The sequence below is a fragment of the Streptomyces sp. NPDC004051 genome (genome assembly GCF_053604275.1).
This window is the reverse complement of sequence record NZ_JBSGHG010000003.1, coordinates 271,958-290,360: the sequence shown is the minus strand read 5'-3', so window position 1 is coordinate 290,360 and position 18,403 is coordinate 271,958. Positions and strand designations below refer to the sequence as shown.

The following is an 18,403-nucleotide window of genomic DNA, read 5'->3' as shown; positions in this document are numbered from 1 at the left end:
GTTGGGACGAGCCTGTGACAACGCGGTGACGTGAGAAACGGGGATATGCGGACAGACTCGTCACCAGGTTCACGACCCGAATGAGGGAACGATGGCGCGACTCAGCCGCGAGAAGAAGCGGGAACAGCAGCAGGCCGCACACGCGGCGAACCGTGCGGCAGTGCCGATCGACGTCCATGTTCCCGCCCCCGTGGAGGGCGTCGGCTCACGGAAGGCGTCGGTCGGCGGGGTACCGGTGGTGGCCGGACCCGGCGAGGAGGTGCAGCAGGTGGTGCTGAACCGCCTGCACCGCATCGCCGTCGCCTCGGGGCACGCCGTCCTCGCCACCATCCACGACGAGCACACCGGGTACGTGGTCCCGCTCCGGGTCGACCCCGACGGCGCCAGCCACTTCGCCGGAGAACCGGCCCCCATGGAGCCGGCAGCACCGAGGCCGGCCCCGGCCCCGGCTCCGGTGTCGGCTCCGGCTCCGGCTCCGGTGTCGGCTCCGGCTCCGGCTCCGGTGTCGGCTCCGGTGTCGGCTCCGGCTCCGGTGTCGGCTCCGATTCCGGCCCCGGCTCCGGCTCCGATTCCGGCCTTGACGCCGACTCCGGCCCCGGCCTCGACGTCGCCTCCGGCTCCGATGTCGACTCCGGCCCCGGCCTCGACTCCGGCCTCGGCTCCGACGTCGACTCCGGCACCCGTGTCGGCGCCGGCCCCGAGCCCCGTGCGCGACAGCACGCTCACCTTCCGGCCGTGGCCGGTGCCCGATCCGGTGGAAGCCGTGCCTCCCGGCACGGTCGTGCCGCCGACGGGCGAGTTCGGCCCGCCCCCGATCATGGACACGAAGCCGCACCCCGACCCCGAAGCCGACCACCGCCGGCACCCGGCACCCGCTCGAACGCCGCGGACGCCTCAGGCACCCCTGATACCTCCGACGCCCTCAGCGCCTCCCATATCCCCGGCCGACCGGACACCGCCCCCGGCCACGGGGGCGGCCCCTCCCCGTACCCCCGAACCGGTTGCGGAGGCCGAGCCCGAGCCCGAGCACGAACCCGCCCTCGGCTTCGATCTCAAGCCGGCCCCGCCCCGCGGTTTCGACGCCGTGGCGGAGGCGGTGCTCGGCGACGAGCCCCCTGCCACCCCGGGCGAGACCCGCTTGGCCGAGCCCATGGGCCGGGTCAACGAGGCCGTCCGGGCGGGCCGCATCGACACGGCGGCGCGACTGGCCGGTGAGACGGTGACCGAGGCGTCGCGGACGCTGGGGCCCGAGCACCCGGAGGTGCTCAAGCTGCGCGAGCTGTCCGCGTACATCGCCTACCTGAACGACGAGCCGCTGCACGCCTTCCGGCTCTCCCTCGACCTCGCCGGGATCCACCGCAGGGCGGGCGACGCGGAGGCCGCCTACGGCAACGTCCGCAGCGCGGCCACCGCCTGGCGCGCGGTGCGCGATCCGCTGCGCGGGCTGGAGCTGGGACGCGAACTGATCGAGCTGTGGGCCGAACTCGCCGCCGAGGGCGGTCCGGCGGCCGAGGAGATCGAGGAACTGGGGTCCGCCCGCGACCGCATGGGCCGGCTGACCGAGCGCGCCCGCGCCCGGCACGGGTGAGCGGGCGCGCTCGGAGCCGACCAGCGCGCCGAGGAGCGCTCCGGTCAGGCCTTCGGCGCGTCCACCGTGTTCACGGTGTCCACCGCTCCCACCGCTCCCGCCGGGTTCGCCACGACCGCCGGGTCCACCGGATCCATCGGGTCCGTCACCGCGGCGGTCGCGGTCGCGGTCGCGGCCCTCGCGCGCTCGGTGGCGAGCACGCGGGCGGACCGGCGGGCGGTGCGCAGCGCGTCCCAGGTCAGCAGCATGAGGGCCAGCCACACCAGCGCGAATCCGGCCCAGCGCTCGGGCGGCATGGCCTCCTTGAAGTAGAGGATGCCGAGCAGGAACTGGAACACCGGGGCCAGGTACTGGAGCAGTCCCATCGTGGACAGCGGCACGCGGATCGCGGCGGCGCCGAAGCAGACCATGGGGAGCGCGGTGACGAGGCCGGTGGCGGCCAGCAGCACCGCGTGTCCCGCTCCCTCGGCACCGAAGGTGGACTCGCCCCTGCTGCCCAGCCAGAGCAGATAGCCGAGTGCGGGAAGGAACTGCACGGCCGTCTCGGCGGCCAGCGATTCGATGCCGCCGAGGTTGACCTTCTTCTTCACCAGTCCGTAGGTGGCGAAGGAGAAGGCGAGGCAGAGCGAGATCCACGGCGGGCGGCCGTAGCCGATGGCGAGGACGAGCACCGCCGCGAAGCCGACTCCGACCGCCGCCCACTGCGCGGGCCGCAGCCGCTCCTTCAGCAGCAGGACACCTATGGCGATGGTGACCAGCGGGTTGATGAAGTAGCCGAGGGACGCCTCGACGACGTGCCCGGAGTTCACCGCCCAGATGTAGACGCCCCAGTTCACGGTGATGACCGCCGCGGCGACGGTGACCAGGGCCAGCTTGCGCGGCTGCCGCAGCAGTTCGCCGAGCCAGGCCCAGCGACGTACGACGAGCAGGGCGGCGCCCACGAAGAGCAGCGACCAGATCATCCGGTGGGCCAGGATCTCCACGGCTCCGGCGGGCTGCAGCAGTGGCCAGAAGAGGGGGACGAGCCCCCACATGCCGTAAGCCGCGAAGCCGTTCAGCAGTCCTTTACGCCGCTCGCCGTCCGACTTCTCGGTCACGGGCCGCCCTCCTTCTCGCCTGACGCGTGTGCGGGCGAGCGGCGCTCGCCCGGACGACCGTAACGCCGGACGCCCCGCTCGTCATTCCCATAAGGGAATACGGTCATGACGAGCGGGGCGTCCAGGCCTGAGCCAGGCTTTCAGGGCACGGGCCCGCCATGCCTTCAGGCCTCGGGTCGGGCCTTCAGCGCGGCGGCGATGGCGTCCGCGACGGGGGTGGCCGGGCGGCCGATCAGGCGGGCCAGGTCGCCGCTGGTGACGACCAGTTCGCCCTTCTCGATGGAGACGTCCGTGTCCGCGAAAATGGCGGCCACCGGCTCGGGGAGCCCGGCACCGGTCAGGATGCCGGTGAGCTGCTCGACGGTGACCGGCCGGTAGGCGATCTCCCTGCCGGTCCGGCGGCTCAGCTCGGCCGCGTACTCGGCGAGGTCCCAGGACTCGTCGCCGCCCAGCTCGTACGTCTTGTTCTCGTGGCCCTCACCGGTCAGTACGGCCACGGCGGCCGCCGCGTAGTCGGCGCGCGCGGCGGAGGAGAGGCGGCCCTTGCCGGCGGCGGAGACGACCGCGTTGTGCTCCAGCACGGGGGCGAGGTTCTCGGTGTAGACCTCGTGGTACCAGCCGTTGCGCAGCAGGACGTACGGGAGACCGGAGGCCAGCAGGGCCTTCTCGGTGCCGCGGTGGTCGTCGGCGAGCGCGGCGGTCAGCGTTCCGGGGGCGCTGGTGTAGGCGAGCAGGGAGACGCCGGCCGCCTTGGCGGCGTCGATGACGGCCGTGTGCTGCCCCACCCGGTCGCCGCCGACCTCGCTGCTGGAGATCAGCAGCACCTTGTCGCCGGCGGCGAACACGCCGTCGAGGGTTTCGGGGGCGCTGTAGTCGGCGACCGCGATCCGCACCCCGCGCTCCGCCAGGTCCGCGGCCTTCTCCGCGCTGCGTACGACGGCGGTGACCTGCTCGGCCGGAACCTTCTCCAGGAGCTGCCCCACGACGTGGCGGCCCAGGTTTCCGGTGGCTCCGGTGACGACGATGCTCATGATCAGAACTCCTTGTGGGGGTGTGTATGACACTGACCCTAGGAGCTGCGCTAACTAATAGAAAGTACCCACTTTGAAGTAAGGTACTGGCATGACGGTAAGTGCGGTGAGTGGTGTGCCCGTACGGGGCGGCGAGGAGCGGCGGGGCGAGCGTGAGGCGCTGTGCCCGCACCGCCTGGTCCTGGAGCATGTGACCAGCCGCTGGGGAGTGCTCGTGCTGATCCGGCTCCAGGAGCGGCCCCACCGCTTCAGCGAGCTGCGCCGCGCGATCGGCATGGTCAGCGAGAAGATGCTCACCCAGACCCTGCAGACACTGGAGCGGGACGGGCTCGTCCACCGCGACGCCAAGCCGGTGATCCCGCCGCGGGTCGACTACTCCCTCACCGACCTGGGGCGGGAGGCGGCCGAACAGGTGAGCGCGTTGGCGCTGTGGACCGAACGGCGCATGGACGACGTCCTGGCCGCCCGCACGGCGTACGACGAGGCCCGGACGCTCTGAGGCGTCCGGGCCCCGGGCCCCCCTGAGGGGCGGACGGCCGACGACGGTCAGCCGGTGGTGCTCATCCGACGACCGTCCAGGTGTCGTTGCCCGCGAGCAGCGCGCCGAGCTCGCCCTTGCCGTGCTGCTCGACGGCGTTGTCCAACTGCTCGGCCATCAGCGTGTCGTACACCGGGCGGTCCACGGAGCGGAAGACGCCGATCGGGGTCTGGTGCAGGGTGTCCGGATCGGCGAGCCGGGACAGTGCGAACGCGGTGGTCGCCGACGCCGAGTGCGCGTCGTGGACCAGGACCTCCGCCTCGTTCTCCGGGGTCACCGCGACCACCTTCAGATCGCCGGTGGCCCGGTCCCGCACGACGCCCTTCGCGAGGTCGGCGCCGAAACGGATCGGGCTGCCGTGCTCCAGCCGGATCACCGCCTCCTCGGCCTGCCGGCGGTCCTTGAGGACCTCGAAGGCGCCGTCGTTGAAGATATTGCAGTTCTGGTAGATCTCGATCAGTGCCGTGCCCGGATGGGCGGCGGCCTGCCGCAGTACCTCGGTGAGGTGCTTGCGGTCCGAGTCGACCGTGCGCGCCACGAAGGACGCCTCCGCGCCGATCGCCAGCGACACCGGGTTGAACGGCGCGTCCAGCGAGCCCACCGGCGTCGACTTGGTGATCTTGCCGATCTCGGAGGTCGGCGAGTACTGGCCCTTGGTGAGACCGTAGATCCGGTTGTTGAACAGCAGGATCTTCAGATTGACGTTCCGGCGCAGGGCGTGGATCAGATGGTTGCCGCCGATGGACAGCGCGTCCCCGTCACCCGTGACCACCCACACGCTCAGGTCGCGCCGGGACGTCGCCAGGCCCGTGGCGATGGCGGGGGCACGGCCGTGGATGGAGTGCATCCCGTAGGTGTTCATGTAGTACGGGAAGCGGGACGAGCAGCCGATGCCGGAGACGAAGACGATGTTCTCCCTCGCCAGTCCGAGCTCGGGCATGAAGCCCTGCACGGCGGCGAGGACCGCGTAGTCGCCGCAGCCGGGGCACCAGCGCACCTCCTGGTCGGACTTGAAGTCCTTCATGGACTGCTTGCCCTCGGCCTTGGGCACCAGGGAGAGCGCGTCGCCGAAGGACGGGCCGCCTCCCGGCATCGTCTCAGTCATCGATGGCCTCCTTCAGCACCTCGGCAAGCTGCTCCGCCTTGAACGGCATCCCGTTGACCTGGTTGTACGAGCGCGCGTCGACCAGGTACTTCGCCCGGATCAGGGTGGCGAGCTGGCCGAGGTTCATCTCGGGTACGACCACCTTCTCGTAACGCTCCAGGACCTCCCCGAGATTCCGCGGGAAGGGGTTGATGTGGCGCAGATGGGCCTGGGCGATCGCGCCCCCCGCGCCCCTGATGCGCCGTACGGCCGCGGTGATCGGCCCGTAGGTGGACCCCCAGCCGAGGACCAGCGTGCGCGCCTGGTCCGGGTCGTCGACCTCCAGGTCGGGGACCTCGACGCCGTCGACCTTCGCCTGCCGGGTACGCACCATGAAGTCGTGGTTGGCGGGGTCGTAGGAGATGTTGCCCGTGCCGTCCTGCTTCTCGATGCCGCCGATCCGGTGCTCCAGACCCGGGGTGCCCGGGACCGCCCACGGCCGGGCCAGGGTGTGCGGGTCCCGCTGGTACGGCCAGAACACCTCGGTGCCGTCGTCCATCGTGTGGTTGGGGCCCTGCGCGAACCGCACCCGGAGATCCGGCAGCTCCTCCAGGTCCGGGATGCGCCACGGCTCACTGCCGTTGGCCAGGTAGCCGTCGGAGAGCAGGAACACCGGGGTGCGGTAGGTCAGCGCGATCCGGGCCGCCTCCAGGGCCGCGTCGAAGCAGTCGGCCGGTGTGCGCGGCGCGACCACCGGGACCGGGGCCTCGCCGTTGCGCCCGTACATCGCCTGGAGCAGGTCCGCCTGCTCGGTCTTGGTGGGCAGGCCGGTGGACGGACCGCCGCGCTGGATGTCCACGATCAGCAGTGGCAGCTCCAGCGACACCGCGAGACCGATCGTCTCGGACTTCAGGGCCACCCCGGGACCGGACGTCGTCGTCACGGCGAGCGACCCGCCGAAGGCCGCGCCCAGCGCGGCGCCGATGCCCGCGATCTCGTCCTCCGCCTGGAAGGTCCGCACGCCGAAGTTCTTGTGCCGGCTCAGCTCGTGCAGGATGTCCGAGGCCGGCGTGATCGGGTACGACCCCAGGAACAACGGCAGATCCGCCTGCCGGGAGGCCGCGATCAGGCCGTACGCCAGGGCCAGGTTGCCGGAGATGTTGCGGTACACGCCCGGCGGGAACGCCGTGGCGGCCGGAGCCACCTCGTAGGAGACGGCGAAGTCCTCCGTCGTCTCGCCGAAGTTCCAGCCCGCCCGGTACGCGGCGATGTTGGCCGCCGCGATGTCCGGCTTCTTGGCGAACTTCGAGGTCAGGAACTTCTCCGTGCCCTCGGTGGGCCGGTGGTACATCCAGCTCAGCAGCCCCAGCGCGAACATGTTCTTGCTGCGCTCGGCCTCCTTGCGGCTGAGGTCGAAGTCCTTCAGCGCCTCCACCGTCAGGGTCGTCAGCGGCACCGGGTGGAGGCTGTAGCCGTCGAGCGAACCGTCCTCCAGCGGGTTGCTGTCGTACCCGACCTTCTGCAACGCCCGCTTGGTGAACTCGTCCGTGTTGACGATGATCTCCGCGCCGCGCGGCAGATCCCCGACGTTCGCCTTCAACGCGGCCGGGTTCATCGCCACCAGCACGTTCGGCGCGTCACCGGGGGTGAGGATGTCGTGGTCGGCGAAGTGGAGCTGGAAGGACGAGACACCCGGCAGGGTGCCGGCCGGGGCGCGGATCTCGGCCGGGAAGTTCGGCAGCGTCGACAGGTCGTTGCCGAACGACGCCGTCTCCGAGGTGAAGCGGTCACCGGTGAGCTGCATGCCGTCACCGGAGTCCCCCGCGAACCTGATGATCACCCGGTCGAGGCGACGGACGTCCTTCGCTCCCGCCGGTTTGCGCTGCTCTCCCAGGACTGTTCCGTCGGTCTGCTCCGCTGGGCTGCTGACCTGGCTGGTCACTGAACTGGACCTCCTCGAGGCGCTGTCCGGGACCGGCCCTCCCGCAGGCCGTCCCTGGATCAACCCTACGTCCGTAAGGGCCGCCCTCCTCAGGCCATTCGCATCTTGGACACGACTTCGAGGTCCCGGTGCGCCGACGTGCCCCGCCCTTTTCCCTGGATTCCCACGGGCCGCACCCCGGCCGCCGGACCCCGGCCCCTCACTCCGAAGGACGCCGTCCGCTCGCCGGCGGTTCGGCCGGGAGCGGACCCGGCGGTCAGGAGTTGAGGTAGGTGAGCACGGCCAGCACCCGGCGGTGATCGCCGTCGCTCGGGGACAGGCCCAGCTTCATGAAGATGTTGCTGACGTGCTTCTCCACGGCCCCGTCGCTCACCACCAGCTGCCGGGCGATCGCCGAGTTCGTCCGCCCCTCGGCCATCAGCCCCAGGACCTCCCGCTCGCGCGGGGTGAGCCCCGCGAGGACGTCCTGCTTCCGGCTCCGGCCGAGCAGCTGCGCGACCACCTCCGGGTCCAGGGCCGTACCGCCCTGGGCCACGCGCACCACCGCGTCGACGAACTCACGCACGTCGGCCACCCGGTCCTTGAGCAGATAGCCGATGCCGCGGCTGGAGCCGGCGAGCAGCTCCGTGGCGTAGCGCTCCTCCACGTACTGGGACAGCACCAGCACCCCGACACCCGGGTGCGCCTTGCGCAGCTGGATGGCGGCCCGCACCCCCTCGTCGGTGTGCGTCGGCGGCATCCGGACGTCGGCCACCACGACGTCCGGGAGCTCGCCCTGACCGTCCAGCCCGGTGATGGTCTTGAGCAACGCCTCACCGTCGCCGACCCCGGCCACGACCTCGTGCCCCCGGTCGGTCAGCAGCCGGGTCAGGCCCTCCCGCAGCAGCACTGAATCCTCGGCGATGACCACACGCACCCTGTCCTCCACGACTTCTCGGCCCCCACCCCTCCTCCGCGCCCGCCCGTGCGGCAGGCCCGGTTGACGGGACCAGCATTCCAGCATCGGGTGGGTGATGCGGAGGGGCGACGCACGAAGGCGCGGGGACGGGCCCACCGCCCGCCCCCGCGCACCTGCCGTCCGGCTCCTTCTCGGAGCTCCCGGCCACTGCTCGGCCGTGCCTCGTGCGTGTCTCGGCCTCGCCTCGTGCGCGCAGGTCAGCCGCTGCTCGTACGCGCAGCTCATGCGCGGCTCAGCCGCTGCTCACCGTCGGCTCATCGCGTCCGCTCGGCCCACCACGGCAGCTCCGCCGTCACCCGGGTCGGGCCGTCGGCCGGTGAGTTCACCACCAGGATTCCGTCCACCGCGTCCAGCCGCTCCGCCAGCCCGGCGAGTCCGGACCCCCCGGATGCGTCGGCGCCGCCCACCCCGTTGTCCTCGACCTGCACCATCAGCCGGTTCTCCGTCCGCCACACCTCCACGGACGCCCGGCTCGCCCGCGCGTGCTTGCTGACGTTCTGCAGCAGCTCCGAGACCGTGAAGTACGCGATGCCCTCGATCGCCGGCGCCGGGCGCTCGGTCAGGTCCACCTCCACCCGCACCGGCACCGTGCACCGCGAGGCCACCGACGACAGGGCCGCGTCCAGCCCCCGGTCGGTCAGGACCGCCGGGTGGATGCCGCGCGCCAGGTCCCGCAGCTCCTGCAGCGCCGTCTTCACCTCGCCGTGCGCCTCGTCCACCATGTGCGCCGCGGCCCGCGGGTCCTCCCGCAGCTTCTCCTTCGCCAGCCCCAGATCCATGGCCAGGTTGACCAGCCGGGCCTGCGCCCCGTCGTGCAGATCGCGCTCGATGCGCCGCAGATCCTCCGCGGCGGTGTCGAACACCACGCCCCGGTCGGACTCCAGCTCCACCACCCGCGTCACCAGCCGCGACGGTCCGAGCAGACCGTGCACCAGCAGCCGGTCCACCATGGTCAGCGCGCGCACGATCCACGGCGTGGCGATGGTGAACAGCAGCCCGATCAGCGCGGTCACCGTGATCTCGAAGGGATTGTCCAGATAGATCCGGTGCTGTCCGTCGCCGTACAGCTGGATCCCGCCCTGACCGGCGTACATCGGGAAGACCCAGAACCACAGCGGATACGTCAGCAGCGACCAGCCGATCGTCCAGACGGTCACCGAGACGACGAAGGAGAACGTCGCCCACGGCAGATGCAGCACCGCGTACAGCAGGGCCCGCCACGAGGCGCCGCTCTTGAGCACCGCCCCCATCCAGGCCGCGAACCCCTGACGCTTCATCCGCAGCGGCTCCGGCTCGGCCACGTCCAGGCCCAGCAGACCCCGGGCCCGCGTCCGCTCCAACGCCCCGAACCCGCGGCATCCGGCGAGTCCGGCGGCCAGCACCGGAACACCGAGGAAGGTCACCAGCAGACCGGCGCCCAGCGACACCATCGTGACCGCGTAGGTGAAGAGCAGAATGCCGATCGGCAGACCCAGCAGCACATATCCCAGCTCGCGCCAGGCCCGTCCCTCGACCGGGGCCCGCAGCACGGCCGGCAGCCGGTGCCGCCGCTCACCGGCCCTCCCGGGCCGCCCTGCGGGCGTGCTGTCGAGCCCGTAGCCCTGTCCGTACTCCGTGGCCATCGGCGTCGTCCTTCTCCTCGTCCGGCGGCGGTGCTGTCGTGTCTCCAGACTGCTGGGCCGCAGGGCCGCGGACCATGGAGCACGTCGCAGTCTTGGACGGGGGGTTTTCCCCACCCCTCTCGGCCCACGACACCCCGCCCCGCCTCGTCGCCGCCTCGTCCCCGCCTTGTTTCTGCCTCGTCCCCGTTCGCGGACGGGTCGGTCGCCTACGGGCGCGGGCGGGCCGCCCGCGCCTCCTCGGCGAGGGCGCCGGAGCGGTCCCGCCACGGCAGCTCCGCCGTCACCGTCGTCGGGCCGCCCTCCGGCGACTCCACGACGAACAGGCCGTCCACCGCGCCCAGCCGCTCCGCGAGACCCCGCATCCCCGTACCGCCGTCCAGACTCGCGCCCCCGCGGCCGTCGTCCTCCACCTGGATGAGCAGCCGGCCGTCCGCCCGCCACACGTCGACCGCGGCCGAACGCGCCGCGCTGTGCTTGCTGACGTTCTGCAGCAGCTCCGAGACCGTGAAGTACGCGATGCCCTCGATCGCCGCGGCCGGCCGCTCGGCGAGGTCGACCGTCACCTTCACCGGCACCGTGCAGCGGGAGGCCACCGACGACAGGGCCGCGTCCAGCCCCCGGTCGGTCAGGACCGCCGGGTGGATGCCGCGCGCCAGGTCCCGCAGCTCCTGCAGCGCCAGCTTCACCTCGCCGTGTGCCTCCGCGACCATCGACGCCGCCGTGTCGGGATCCTCCAGCAGCTTCTCCTTGGCCAGACCCAGCCCCATGGCCAGGTTGACCAGCCGGGCCTGCGCCCCGTCGTGCAGATCGCGCTCGATGCGCCGCAGATCCGCCGCGGCGGTGTCGAACACCACGCCCCGGTCGGACTCCAACTCGGCTATGCGCCGCTCCAGTTCGTCGGAGGGGGAGAGCAGGCCGCGCACCATGGCCCGGTCCGCGTTGGCCAGTCCCCGCGCGATGAACGGCAGCACCGGCCACAGCACGAACAGCGAGGTCAGCGTGACGGTGAAGGTCACGATGCCCCAGGGCAGCCGTATCGCCTCGTAGAGCATCGTGCGCCAGCCCACCGGGTCCTTCAACGCCATCCACATCCGAGGCAGGAACCCTCCGGGACCACGCAGCGGCAGCGGGCTCGGCTCCTCCACCCGCACCCCGAGCAGTGCCCTGGCCCGCGCCCGCTCCGCCCTGCCCAGCCACCGCGCACCCGCCAGACCGGCCGCGAGCAGCGGGAACCCGATCACCGTGACCGTCAGCCCGAGACCGGTGAACAGCACGGTCGTGACGTAGATGAAGCCCACCAGCGCCGCCGGAAGGTTCGCCAGGAGGTGGGCGATCTCCTTCCAGGTGTGCCGGTCGTAGGCGAGGCGGACCGGCGGCGGACGGTCGTCGGGAGCGGGGAAAGGTTCGGTCATGGGTCTTAGCGTGCCCGGCCGGGGGGACCCGCGCCATGAGGTGGGCCCCTGAGATGCACGGGGGAAATCCCCACCTCCCACATCCGGGTGCGACGGGCTGCTTACGGCCTCCTTATAAGGGCCTAGACTCCCGTGCGTACAGATCGTCGACAGCGAGGGGCGGACGTGCGGGAACCGAGCGGCGTCGATCCGGCCGTGATCGCTTCACAGTACGTCGCGGCGGAGTACTTCCAGGCGTATGCGGTCGTCGGGCTGCTCGCCGTCGTCGGTGTGCTGTTCGTCGCCGTCGCCTTCGGCGCGGGACGCCTGCTGCGGCCGGTGGTCCCCACCCCCGAGAAGCTCATGACGTACGAGTGCGGGGTCGACCCCGTCGGCGAGGGCTGGGCCCACACCCAGGTCCGCTACTACGTCTACGCCTTCCTCTACGTGATCTTCGCGGTCGACTCGATCTTCCTCTTCCCCTGGGCCACCGTCTTCGCCGCCGACGGTTACGGCGCGACCACCCTGGTGGAGATGTTCATCTTCCTCGGCTTCCTCGCCGTCGGCCTGCTGTACGCATACAAGAAGGGCGTCCTGACATGGACGTGACCCCCGCCAACCCGACGGGCGTCGGAGCCGGCCCCGGAGCGGCATCCGGGACGGGCTCCGAACCGGTGCTGCTGCCGGATCCCGCCGTGCTCCCCGCCGAGGGCGCAGGAAGGCTCGGCGCGCTCTCCCGACTCGCCCCCGAGCCGATGAAGGTCATCCTCAACTGGGGCCGCCGCTACTCGCTCTGGGTCTTCAACTTCGGCCTCGCCTGCTGCGCGATCGAGTTCATCGCCGCGTCGATGGCCCGTCACGACTTCATCCGCCTCGGGGTCATCCCCTTCGCGCCGGGGCCGCGCCAGGCCGACCTGATGGTCGTCTCCGGCACGGTCACGGACAAGATGGCGCCCGCGGTGAAGCGCCTGTACGAGCAGATGCCCGAACCGAAGTACGTCATCTCCTTCGGCGCGTGCAGCAACTGCGGCGGCCCGTACTGGGACTCCTACTCCGTCACCAAGGGCGTCGACCAGATCATCCCGGTCGACGTCTACGTCCCCGGCTGCCCGCCGCGGCCCGAGGCGCTGCTCCAGGGGGTCCTGAAGCTCCAGGAGAAGATCGCGCGGGAGTCGCTGGGAGAGAGGTACGGGGCGGGCGAGCGGGGCGCCCCGGGCACCCGGGGCGCGTCGGCGGCGGCGCTGCGGAGCGGACTGGTGAAGCCGCCCACGCCGGGGGAGCCCGGTGCGGCGACGTCCGGCGAAGGGGAGGACCGGTGACCGGGGTCGGCTGGCTCCCCGCCGACGCCGAGGAGCTGTTCGGTACGGAGGCCACGGCCGAGGAGTCGTACGACGTCCTGACCGTCGACGTCCCGCCGGCCTCCTGGATCCCCGCCCTGGAGGCCGCCCGTGACCGGCTCGGCTGCACGTACTTCGACTGGCTGAGCGCGGTCGACGAGCCCGGCACCGGCTTGTACGTCACCGCGCACGTCGTCGCCCTCTCCCCGGTACGCCGCCTGCTGCTGCGGACGACGGTCCCGCACGACGCCCCGGCGCTGCCCTCCGCCGTGGAGGTCTACGCGGGGGCCGCCTGGCACGAGCGCGAGACGCACGAGATGTTCGGTGTCGACTTCACCGGCCACCCGGCCCTGGACCACCTGCTCCTGCCGGACAACTTCGAGGGCCACCCGCTGCGCAAGGACTTCGTCCTCGCCGCCCGCGTCGCCAAGGCCTGGCCGGGCGCCAAGGAGCCCGGGGAGCCCGCGGCGGGCGTCGAGCACGGCGGCCCGAAGCGCCGCCAGATGCTCCCCCCGGGCGTCCCCGACCCGAACGAATGGGGCCCCCTGAAGGGCAAGCTCCCCGCGGCTCCGGCCCGCGCCGCGGGCCGGACGGCCGCCGGCCCGGGGCGCACTCCCGGCGAACGCCCGGTCCGCCGCACCCGTACGGCGGCGCAGGGCTCGGCGAGCCAGTCCGCCCCGACAGGGGCCGGGAGCGGCCCCGAGGACCGGACCGTGGGCCGGCCCACGGCGCGGGCGACGGGGCCGCGTCGCACCCGCTCGGCCGCTGAGGGCTCCGCGAGCCAGCGGGCCGACCGGGCCGCCCCCGAAGCACCGGCCCCCGAAGTGCCGGCCCCCGAAGTGCCGGCCGCCGACACCGCGGCACGGCCCGAAACGACCGCACCGGCCACCCCGACCGCGCCTCCTGCCCGTCCCGCGCGGCCCCCGCGTCGTACCCGCAGCGCGAGCGAGGGGTCGGCGTCCCAGCGTGCCGAGGCGACACCGCCGGAGCCCACCGGAACAGAGGCATCGGACGGGTCCGGGGCGTCGGACTCCGGGCCCGCTGCCGCACCGCGCAGTCCGGACGCCCCCTGGCACCACGCCCGTCCCGCCTTCGGCCGATCCGAACGCGACCCCGAGCCCCGCCCCGGGGACGCCCCGGAGCCGCAGTCGAAACCGGGGCCGAAACAAGAACCGAAACAGGAACCGGAACCGGAACCCCCGGCTTCCGATGACCCCGACCCCTCAGGAGGTCCGTAGTGAACGACGTACTCGACGTCGCCCTGCGACTCCTGCTCGTCTTCGTCGTCTTCCTCACCTTCCCCCTGATCGTCGGGCAGACCGAGCACAAGGTGATGGCCCACATGCAGGGCCGTCTGGGCCCGATGTACGCGGGTGGCTTCCACGGCTGGGCCCAGCTCATCGCCGACGGTGTGAAGTTCGCGCAGAAGGAGGACGTGGTTCCGGCCGGCGCGGACCGCCGTGTCTTCCAGCTCGCCCCGGCCGTCTCCCTCCTGCCGTACCTGCTGGTCCTGCTCGCCGTCCCGATCGGGCCGGGCGAGGGCGCCGTCGGACAGGTGCTGGACGCGGGCGTGTTCTTCGTGCTCGCGGTGATGGGCGTCGGCGTCCTCGGCTCGCTCATGGCCGGGTGGGCCTCCGCCAACAAGTACTCCCTCCTCGGCGGTCTGCGTACCGCCGCCCAACTCCTCGCCTACGAACTGCCGATGCTGCTCGCCGCCGCCTCGGTGGCGATGGCGGCCGGCACCGTCTCGCTCGTCGGCATCCTCGACGCCTTCGCGTGGTGGTGGCTGCCCTGGCAGATCGTCGGCGCGATCGTCTTCTTCGTCGCCGGCCTCGCCGAACTCCAGCGTCCGCCCTTCGACATGCCCGTCGCCGACTCGGAGATCATCTTCGGGGCGTACACCGAGTACACCGGTCTGCGGTTCGCGCTCTTCCTGCTCGCCGAGTACGCCGGGATCGTCGTCCTGTGCGCCCTGACCACCGTCCTCTTCCTGGGCGGCTGGCACGGCCCGTGGGGTGCCGACGGCCTCGGCTGGGTCTGGACCCTGCTGAAGACCGCGGTCCTCGCCTTCGTCGTCATCTGGCTCCGCGTCACCTATCCCCGGCTGCGCGAGGACCAGCTGCAGAAACTCTCCTGGACCCTCCTCGTTCCCCTCGCCCTCGCCCAGATCGCCCTCACCGGCGTCGTCAAGGTGGTGATCTCCCCGTCATGACACCCCCTCCTGGCTTCCCCGGCTCCGGCCTGGCCAAGGGCCTGGCCGTCACCCTGCGGACGATGACGAAGAAGTCCGTCACCGGCCAGTACCCGGACGTCCAGCCCGACCTCGCGCCCCGCACCCGCGGTGTGATCGGCCTGTTCGAGGAGAACTGCACGGTCTGCATGCTGTGCGCCCGCGAGTGCCCGGACTGGTGCATCTACATCGACTCCCACAAGGAGACCGTCCCGGCGACGACACCCGGCGGCCGTGACCGCAGCCGCAACGTCCTCGACCGCTTCGCCATCGACTTCTCCTTGTGCATGTACTGCGGTATCTGCATCGAGGTCTGCCCTTTCGACGCCCTGTTCTGGTCACCCGAGTTCGAGTACGCCGAGACCGACATCCGCGACCTCACCCACGAACGCGACAAGCTCCGCGAGTGGATGTGGACGGTCCCGGCCCCGCCGGCCCTCGATCCCGCCGCCGAGGAACCGAAGGAACTCGCCGCCGCCCGCAAGACGGCCGACAGACTGGCCGCCGCCCAGGCCGCCGCGGAGGCCGACCCACAGACCGGGCCACAGACCGGGCCACAGCCCGAGCCGCCGACCGCCGGCCCGACCGAGCCGAAGAGGGAGGAACCGTGACCCTCGCCGCAGCCGCCGGTACGGCCCCGCAGGGCTTCCTCTCCCCGACCGGTGTGGAGATCGCCTTCCTCCTCGTCGGCCTGGTCACCTTCGGCGCCGCCGTCGTCACCGTCACCACCCGGCAGCTGGTGCACGCCGCCCTGTGGCTGGTGGTGGCCCTCGGCGGACTCGCCGTCGAGTACCTCCTGCTCACGGCCGAGTTCATCGCCTGGGTGCAGGTCCTCATCTACGTGGGTTCGGTCATCGTCCTCCTGCTGTTCGGTCTGATGCTCACCAGAGCCCCCATCGGCCGCTCCCCGGACGCCGACTCCGGCAACCGCCCGGTCGCCCTCGCCGTGGCCGTCGCCGCAGCCGCCGCCCTGGTCTGGGTGGTCGTCGACGCCTTCCGCACCACCTGGATCGACCTGGACGGCGCGCCCGCAGGCTCCACCGACGTGATGGGCGCGAGCCTCTTCCAGCACTGGGTCCTCCCCTTCGAGGCCCTCTCCGTCCTCCTCCTGGCCGCCCTCGTCGGCGCGATCGTCCTCTCCCGCCGGGCGAAGGCGGGCACGAAGACGGACGCCCCGCGCGGCACGGAGGGGGAACGCTGATGCACCTCGCCTATCCCGCCGTACTGTCCGCCCTCCTGTTCTGCACCGGCCTGTACGGAGTCCTCGCCCGCCGCAACGCGATCCTGGTCCTCATGTCGGTCGAGCTGATGCTCAACGCCGTCAACCTGAACCTGGTCGCCTTCGACGTCTGGCTCAGCAAGGCCGCCGAGGAGACCCTGCACTCCGGTCAGGCCCTCGCCCTGTTCACCATCGCCATCGCCGCGGCCGAGATCGGCATCGGCCTGGCGATCGTCCTCGCCGTCCACCGCAGCCGCGGGACCGCGGACATCGACAAGCTCCGCGACACCGCCGAGGGCCACGACCCCGACAGCGACGCCGACGCCCCCACGACCCGGGCGGCCGTCACGAAGGCTGAGGCCACCGCGTGACCACGACCACCCTCGCCGTCCTCGTCCCCCTCCTCCCCTTCCTCGGTGCGATTGCCGGACTGCTCCTGGGCCGCACGGCCCCCGGTTTCGTCCGCCCGCTCGCCGTCCTGCCGACCGCCGCCTCCCTCGTGACGGCCGCCGCGGTCGCCGCGCGCCAGGGAGGCGACCGGGCCGTCGACGCCGCCACCGAGCTGACCCCCACCGGCTCGGTCCCCATCGAACTCGCCCTGTACATCGACGGCTTCGCCGCCCTCACCGCCGTGCTCGTCGGTGTCGTCGCCACCTGCGTGCAGATCTACTCGACCGGCTACCTCCGCGACGATCCGCGCTATCCCTCCTACGCCGCTCTCGTCTCCCTGTTCACCTCCGCGATGCTCCTCGTCGTCTACTCCGGCGACCTGATCGTGCTGCTGGTCGGCTGGGAGGTCATGGGCATCTGCTCCTACTTCCTGGTCGGCCACTACTGGGAGACCCCCGAGGCCCGCGCCGCCTCCCTGAAGGCCTTCCTGGTCACCAAGCTCGGCGACGTCCCCTTCCTCATCGGCCTGTTCGCCCTGGCCACCGACGCCGGGTCGTTCCGCATCACCCGCGTCCTCGACGCCGTCGCGAACGGCGGCATCGACCACCCCACACCGATCGCCCTGCTGCTCCTGGCGGGCGTGGCCGGCAAGTCGGCGCAGTTCCCGCTGCACACCTGGCTCCCCGACGCGATGGCGGGCCCGACCCCCGTCTCCGCGCTGATCCACGCCGCGACGATGGTCGCCGCCGGTGTCTACTTCGTCGCCCGCCTCCTTCCGCTCTTCGAGGCATCCCGGGCCGCGATGACCGTCCTCGCCGTCATGGCCGCCGTCACCATGGCCGGCTCGGCGCTCGCCGCTCTCGCCCAGGACGACATCAAACGGGTCCTCGCCTACTCGACGATCGGCCAACTCGGCTACATGACCGGCGCACTCGCCCTCGGCGACCGCGGAGCCGCCGTCTTCCACCTCCTGTCCCACGGCGCCTTCAAGGCGCTCCTCTTCCTCGCCGCCGGCGTGATCATCCACGCTGCCGGCACCAACTCGCTGGCCGCCATGTCCCGCATGAGCCACCTGCGCGACCGCGTCCCCGACGCCTACTGGACGATGACCGTGGCGCTCCTCGCGCTCGCCGCGATCCCGCCGTTCAGCGGTTTCTTCTCCAAGGAGGCCGTCCTCGGAGCCGCCGAACACGTCGTCACCGGCCACACCGAGCAGACCTCCGCCGCCGTGGGCTGGATCGTCCTCCTCTCCGGCCTCGCCACCGCCCTGCTCACCGCGGCGTACGCGATGCGCCTGTGGCTGCTGGCCTTCCGCGGACACGGCACCGAGGTCCCCGACCACGGCAGACAGCCCCTCACCATGACCGCCGTGCTGTGGGTGCTCGCCGTCCCGTCCCTCGCGCTCGGCGGTTTCGCCTTCCGCGTACTGCCCGACTGGTTCGACGGCCACGACCTGACCCCGACCCTCACCACTTCCGTGCTCGGCACGGGCGTGGCCCTGGTCGGCGGCATCGTCACCTACGCCACCTGGCGCCACACGACCGCACACGCCGCCCGTACCCCCCTCGGCGCCGTCGCCGCCCACCCGCACGGCGACGCCGGGCAGGTCGAGGCGGAGGCCGTCGCCAGTCACGAACCCGCCTACGGGGACATCGCGTACGCACCGGACCCCTCGGACCCCGGACGGCTGCTGCTCGGCCCGCTGCACCGCCACGCGGCCGTCGGCTTCCACCTCGACGCCGTGTACACGACCCTCTTCGTCCGCCCCGTCCGGGCCGCGGCCTCTCTCGTCCGGTTCCTCGACCGAGAGGTCGTCGACACCTACGTACGCGGCGCGGGAACGCTGCCCCGGTGGCTCGGGACCGCCGTACGAGGCGCCCAGACCGGCAACCTGCAGACCTATGTGAGCGCGCTGCTCGCCGGCACCGTCGTCCTCGCGGTCGCCGTCGTCCTCGTCGCGACGGGAGTGTGAGCAG

At 72.1% G+C, this 18,403-nt stretch carries 17 protein-coding genes; 10 read left to right on the top strand and 7 right to left on the bottom strand.

Annotated elements, in window-relative coordinates; all coding sequences use genetic code 11:
- The first annotated feature begins 91 nt into the window (after positions 1 to 91).
- A complete protein-coding gene (locus ACWEQO_RS06675; RefSeq protein ID WP_452979596.1) occupies positions 92 to 1,588 on the top strand; it encodes a tetratricopeptide repeat protein in 1,497 nt (498 codons plus the stop codon).
- Between the two features lie 44 nt (positions 1,589 to 1,632).
- Here ACWEQO_RS06675 and rarD read toward each other — a convergent pair whose 3' ends face one another.
- Both rarD and ACWEQO_RS06665 read right to left on the bottom strand, forming a co-directional pair.
- Positions 1,633 to 2,685 (bottom strand): EamA family transporter RarD, encoded by a 1,053-nt coding sequence (rarD, locus tag ACWEQO_RS06670; RefSeq protein ID WP_452979593.1) that lies wholly within the window; start codon positions 2,683 to 2,685, stop codon positions 1,633 to 1,635.
- Positions 2,686 to 2,849: 164 nt separating this feature from the next.
- Positions 2,850 to 3,716, bottom strand: a complete 867-nt coding sequence (locus ACWEQO_RS06665; protein ID WP_361449744.1) for an SDR family oxidoreductase — start codon at positions 3,714 to 3,716, stop codon at positions 2,850 to 2,852.
- A 91-nt stretch (positions 3,717 to 3,807) separates the two neighbouring features.
- Here ACWEQO_RS06665 and ACWEQO_RS06660 point away from each other — a divergent pair, with 91 nt between their 5' ends.
- The gene (locus ACWEQO_RS06660; protein ID WP_452979590.1) at positions 3,808 to 4,215 is read left to right on the top strand and encodes a winged helix-turn-helix transcriptional regulator; all 408 of its coding nucleotides are present in this window, start codon (positions 3,808 to 3,810) and stop codon (positions 4,213 to 4,215) included.
- A 61-nt stretch (positions 4,216 to 4,276) separates the two neighbouring features.
- On the opposite strand, the gene ACWEQO_RS06655 is transcribed toward ACWEQO_RS06660, so the two are convergent.
- From ACWEQO_RS06655 to ACWEQO_RS06635, 5 genes are all read right to left on the bottom strand, one after another.
- The gene (locus tag ACWEQO_RS06655; protein ID WP_361449750.1) at positions 4,277 to 5,359 is read right to left on the bottom strand and encodes a 2-oxoacid:ferredoxin oxidoreductase subunit beta; all 1,083 of its coding nucleotides are present in this window, start codon (positions 5,357 to 5,359) and stop codon (positions 4,277 to 4,279) included.
- Positions 5,352 to 7,280 (bottom strand): 2-oxoacid:acceptor oxidoreductase subunit alpha, encoded by a 1,929-nt coding sequence (locus ACWEQO_RS06650; protein WP_361449753.1) that lies wholly within the window; start codon positions 7,278 to 7,280, stop codon positions 5,352 to 5,354. The genes ACWEQO_RS06655 and ACWEQO_RS06650 overlap by 8 nt, the downstream gene beginning before the upstream one ends.
- Before the next feature lie 256 nt (positions 7,281 to 7,536).
- Positions 7,537 to 8,196 (bottom strand): response regulator transcription factor, encoded by a 660-nt coding sequence (locus tag ACWEQO_RS06645; RefSeq protein WP_361449756.1) that lies wholly within the window; start codon positions 8,194 to 8,196, stop codon positions 7,537 to 7,539.
- A 296-nt stretch (positions 8,197 to 8,492) separates the two neighbouring features.
- Positions 8,493 to 9,860, bottom strand: a complete 1,368-nt coding sequence (locus tag ACWEQO_RS06640; RefSeq protein ID WP_452979585.1) for a sensor histidine kinase — start codon at positions 9,858 to 9,860, stop codon at positions 8,493 to 8,495.
- A 206-nt stretch (positions 9,861 to 10,066) separates the two neighbouring features.
- Positions 10,067 to 11,272 (bottom strand): sensor histidine kinase, encoded by a 1,206-nt coding sequence (locus ACWEQO_RS06635; RefSeq protein ID WP_452979582.1) that lies wholly within the window; start codon positions 11,270 to 11,272, stop codon positions 10,067 to 10,069.
- A 165-nt stretch (positions 11,273 to 11,437) separates the two neighbouring features.
- On the opposite strand from ACWEQO_RS06635, the gene ACWEQO_RS06630 reads away from it, so the two are divergent.
- The 8 genes from ACWEQO_RS06630 to ACWEQO_RS06595 are packed head-to-tail and all read left to right on the top strand — an operon-like array spanning position 11,438 to position 18,399.
- Positions 11,438 to 11,860, top strand: coding sequence for an NADH-quinone oxidoreductase subunit A (locus tag ACWEQO_RS06630; RefSeq protein ID WP_361449764.1), 423 nt, complete (start codon positions 11,438 to 11,440; stop codon positions 11,858 to 11,860).
- Positions 11,851 to 12,570 (top strand): NADH-quinone oxidoreductase subunit B, encoded by a 720-nt coding sequence (locus ACWEQO_RS06625; RefSeq protein ID WP_361449767.1) that lies wholly within the window; start codon positions 11,851 to 11,853, stop codon positions 12,568 to 12,570. Before ACWEQO_RS06630 ends, ACWEQO_RS06625 begins: the two co-directional genes overlap by 10 nt.
- The gene (locus tag ACWEQO_RS06620) at positions 12,567 to 13,826 is read left to right on the top strand and encodes an NADH-quinone oxidoreductase subunit C (protein ID WP_452979577.1); all 1,260 of its coding nucleotides are present in this window, start codon (positions 12,567 to 12,569) and stop codon (positions 13,824 to 13,826) included. The genes ACWEQO_RS06625 and ACWEQO_RS06620 overlap by 4 nt, the downstream gene beginning before the upstream one ends.
- Positions 13,826 to 14,800, top strand: coding sequence for a complex I subunit 1/NuoH family protein (locus ACWEQO_RS06615; protein ID WP_361449773.1), 975 nt, complete (start codon positions 13,826 to 13,828; stop codon positions 14,798 to 14,800). Before ACWEQO_RS06620 ends, ACWEQO_RS06615 begins: the two co-directional genes overlap by 1 nt.
- Positions 14,797 to 15,429 carry a NuoI/complex I 23 kDa subunit family protein gene (locus ACWEQO_RS06610; protein ID WP_452979573.1) on the top strand — a complete coding sequence of 211 codons (633 nt, stop codon included), beginning with the start codon at positions 14,797 to 14,799 and terminating at the stop codon, positions 15,427 to 15,429. The genes ACWEQO_RS06615 and ACWEQO_RS06610 overlap by 4 nt, the downstream gene beginning before the upstream one ends.
- Positions 15,426 to 16,019, top strand: a complete 594-nt coding sequence (locus ACWEQO_RS06605; RefSeq protein ID WP_452979570.1) for an NADH-quinone oxidoreductase subunit J family protein — start codon at positions 15,426 to 15,428, stop codon at positions 16,017 to 16,019. The genes ACWEQO_RS06610 and ACWEQO_RS06605 overlap by 4 nt, the downstream gene beginning before the upstream one ends.
- Positions 16,019 to 16,408, top strand: coding sequence for an NADH-quinone oxidoreductase subunit NuoK (nuoK, locus tag ACWEQO_RS06600; protein ID WP_361449782.1), 390 nt, complete (start codon positions 16,019 to 16,021; stop codon positions 16,406 to 16,408). The genes ACWEQO_RS06605 and nuoK overlap by 1 nt, the downstream gene beginning before the upstream one ends.
- A complete protein-coding gene (locus ACWEQO_RS06595) occupies positions 16,405 to 18,399 on the top strand; it encodes an NADH-quinone oxidoreductase subunit 5 family protein (RefSeq protein ID WP_452979566.1) in 1,995 nt (664 codons plus the stop codon). The genes nuoK and ACWEQO_RS06595 overlap by 4 nt, the downstream gene beginning before the upstream one ends.
- Positions 18,400 to 18,403: the final 4 nt, after the last annotated feature.